The following is a 3427-nucleotide window of genomic DNA, read 5'->3' on the forward strand; positions in this document are numbered from 1 at the left end:
TTAAAGCGCGTATCGCGAATCTCGATATCCGCGATGGCACCCGTCACGACCGATACCGCGCTGCGGCGGCGCGCACGGATGTCAGCCGCCAGCGCCAGCGGCGCCCGCCATGGGGGTTACGGGCGCGTTCATGGCTGGTACTCATAGGCTGGTTCACAGTCATCGGGCAGCGCGAACCCGCCTAGCAGGTCGGCATAACCGTGCAGTAGCGCCGTATTCGCCACGACATCGGGCATGCAGGCCGCCGGAATGGACAGGCCGATAATCCGCGCCATGTCGGCTACTGGGGGAACCTTGCGGTCATCATTCCCCCCCGCGCCGGTCATACCCGGCGCGGGAGGTGAAACGCGTTCTGCGCTGCTCATCTGTTCATTTCCTCCCGAATGGATAAATCTACCCGGGACGTATCATGCAACAGGCGGGTCGAGACTGACCAGTTCCGGCACGTCATAGGCCAGCAGACTTTCCAGATGCTGCTTGCCATCGGCCACGTACAGATCACGCCCGATCCCGCGCGCCAGACGTTCCACGCCAAAGCGCATGCCGCTGATGGACGCGCCCGACAGACCCATGCTCGGCGTGGCCGAGAACGTGAAGTTGTGGATGTTGGCCAGCATCGGCGCCAGCGGATCATCCGCGCGGCGCGGCAGGAACTGATACGCATCCCCCAGGTAGGGATAGGTTTTCAGCACGGCGCTGTCACAGTCTTCCGGCGCGGTGTAGCGCTCGCCCCACAGGGCGACGGACGGAGCGAAGGACGCCGTTTCCGGACGCAGCGACAGGTCGGTCGCGAAGCCCGTGCCGATGATCACGAAATCGAAGCGCATCTCGCCATCGGGCGAATCGACCACGATCTCGTCCCCTTCCATCCGCACGCCCGTCCACGGGCAGCCGGTGCGGTAGGAGAAGTTCTCGTGCCGGCGGCAGCGCCAGAACGTATCCTGCGGCGGCGGCTGGTTCAGTTCGAAAATCCGGCGCATGAAGCCCCAGCGCAGCTCATCCGACAGGGCGGGGTAGTAGGCCAGGAACCCGGTGTTTTCCATCCAGCGATACGGGTTGATGGACGGGATTTCCTTGCGGCGCAGGCACAGTGTCACGCTGCCCGCACCGGCTTCCAGCGCCGTCGCCGCGTTATCGAACGCCGACGCACCGGCCCCCAGAACACCGATCCGCTTGCCCTTCAGCGCCTCGAAATCAATGTTTTCCGAAGTATGGGCGTAGCGCGCGCGGGGCAGGTTGTCGCGAATGAACTCGGGCACGTACCATGTGCCGCAGCCTTCGATGCCGGTGGCCAGCACCAGCTTGCGGGCATAATGCACGTGGGTCGAGCCATCCGGGCGGCGGAAGCTCAGGCGCAGCAGGCCGTCTTCCCATGTCACACCCGTGAAATCATGGTCGTTGGCGACCGGCAGGTCGAGGATGTCGCGGTACCAGTCAAGGTAGTCCTGCCATTCCTCACGCGGGATTTTATCCAGCTTTTCCCATGCTTCGGCGCCATAACGGGCTTCGTACCACGAACGCGGCGTAAGCGAGGGCACGCCCAGGTCGGGACCGGTCACGTATTTGGGCGTGCGCAGCGTGATCATGCGTGAGAACGTGATCCACGGCCCTTCACCCCCCTTGGCGGCGCGGTCGAAAATCCGGACGTTGGTCACGTTGGTCCGCTTGAGCGCGAACGCGGTGGCAAGCCCGCCCTGCCCCGCGCCGATAATGGCCACGTCCAGCACGCGCTGGCCGTTGCGCTCAAGCTGCGGCGTCCATTCCTTGCGGGGATAGCGGATAATGTCCAGATCCCGGCGCACTGCCGCATCCAGTGCTGCAAGCCCCCCGGCTGTCGCCTGCGTAATGGTGTCCATATGCGGATCCCCGTCTTTAATGTTCATGTTGTTGATGCAGTCCCGCGCGGCGTCCCCCGACGCTCCGCGGCTTTTCCCCCAACCGCACCGTGATGTATAAATCTAATCAGGTCGGGGGGTGTTTCGTCTAGTATAATGATTTGACCGTTCCGTTGCCCAAAATGCAACGCATGTCAGACCACCCGCTCGTCACTCACACCCTGCACGCGGCGCAGTTCCAGGCGCAGTTCCTCGATCACGGTTTCCAGCAGCGGCGGCAGCCAGCGCGATTCACGCACATAGGCCCCCAGATCCGTTACCGCGCGGGTATCGCGCAGCGGCACATGGCGCAGTTCCTCCTGCCCGGGCTGCACGTCTATCGCCAGCGGGGACTGGAACGCCAGCCCCACCCCGGCCTGCACCATGCGGTTGGTCAGTTCGATGGAGCCGGTATGCAGCACTACATTGAGCTGGTCCTGCCATGGCCGCAGCATGGGTTCCATTACCCGGTACAGCGACAGGGTGCGCGTGGGCAGGATCAGCCGGTAGGCGATGCATTCCTCTATGGTGACGGTGCGCAGATGCGCCAGCGGGTGATCGGCGCGCACGACGGCGCCCACGGGAAAATGCGCCACCGCGACCCGCCGCAGCTCGGGATAGAGCGCCAGCGAAAACGCGATGCCAAGGTCAACCCGCCCATCCTGCAGGGCCGAGACGATGGTCTTGGGCGCGCCCACCTCCACATGCAGTTCAACGGAAGGAAAGGCCGCGATGATCCGCCCCAGCAGGGCGGGCAGGAGCTGGCCCGCGATGCCTTCCACCGCCATGATGCGCAGCCGCCCGTCATGCCGGCCGGAGAGCGCGTTGATCTGCTCCTCTGTCCGCGCGGCGTCCTGCATCACGGTCACGATGTGGCGGGCCATGATGGTGCCGACTTCGGTCAGCACCATGCCATCGGGCAGGCGATCGAACAGCGGCGCGCCGATTTCGGCTTCCATCTGCGCAAGCTGGCGCGTCAGGGCGGACGGCGTAACGTTGAGCCGTCGCGCCGCCTCGCGGATGGAGCGGCATTCCCGCACGGCATTGAAATAGGAAATGCCACGCGCGTGCAGGCGCATCATGCGCGGCGTGCGGGCCAGCGGATCACTCATCAGGTCTCGTCACCCCCCTCTACGTCACCATCCGCCTGCCCCCGGTGCAGGAAATGCGTGACAATTTCCGCCGCCACCAGGGCCGCGATCACGGGGGGGCGCTTGTCGCGCACGCCCCGGTCCCCTATCGGGCAGATCATGGTGGCGATACGATCTTCCGACAGGCCGATCTGGCGGAATCCCGCCTCGAACCGGCGGCGCTTGGTCCGTGAGCCGATCAGCCCGACATAACCAAAGTCATCCCGTTCGAGGATGGACGCAACAATCAGGCTGTCAAGTGCGTGGCTCTGCGTCAGGACCAGCGCGCCCGATCCCGGCGGGGCGCCGGCCACCAGTCCTTCCCAGTCCCCATCATCATGCACCATGACACCGGGGGGAATGACGGGACCGAATTCATCCCGGCGCGAATCGCACCATGCCAGCCGCAGCGGCAGCGGGGCC

4 protein-coding genes are annotated in these 3427 nt (G+C 65.0%); all 4 read right to left on the reverse strand.

The genetic code is table 11. The features are described from left to right. Positions 1 to 128 precede the first annotated feature (128 nt). The gene (locus tag JCM25156_RS11535) at positions 129 to 365 is read right to left on the reverse strand and encodes a DUF4089 domain-containing protein (protein WP_025813202.1); all 237 of its coding nucleotides are present in this window, start codon (positions 363 to 365) and stop codon (positions 129 to 131) included. 42 nt (positions 366 to 407) lie between these two features. Then, positions 408 to 1883, reverse strand: coding sequence for a SidA/IucD/PvdA family monooxygenase (locus tag JCM25156_RS11540; RefSeq protein ID WP_242402616.1), 1476 nt, complete (start codon positions 1881 to 1883; stop codon positions 408 to 410). Positions 1884 to 2029: 146 nt separating this feature from the next. After that, positions 2030 to 2986 (reverse strand): LysR family transcriptional regulator, encoded by a 957-nt coding sequence (locus tag JCM25156_RS11545; RefSeq protein WP_025813204.1) that lies wholly within the window; start codon positions 2984 to 2986, stop codon positions 2030 to 2032. Next, the coding region (locus tag JCM25156_RS11550; RefSeq protein ID WP_025813205.1) for an XdhC family protein at positions 2986 to 3427 on the reverse strand (442 nt) is incomplete at its 5' end. The genes JCM25156_RS11550 and JCM25156_RS11545, both read right to left, overlap by 1 nt.

The organism is Komagataeibacter kakiaceti JCM 25156 (assembly GCF_000613305.1).

Coding starts and splice junctions, on each gene's coding strand:
- JCM25156_RS11535 (WP_025813202.1), bottom strand. CDS start 365: ATGAGCAGCGCAGAACGCGTTTCACCTCCCGCGCCGGGTATGACCGGC.
- JCM25156_RS11545 (WP_025813204.1), bottom strand. CDS start 2,986: ATGAGTGATCCGCTGGCCCGCACGCCGCGCATGATGCGCCTGCACGCG.
- JCM25156_RS11540 (WP_242402616.1), bottom strand. CDS start 1,883: ATGAACATTAAAGACGGGGATCCGCATATGGACACCATTACGCAGGCG.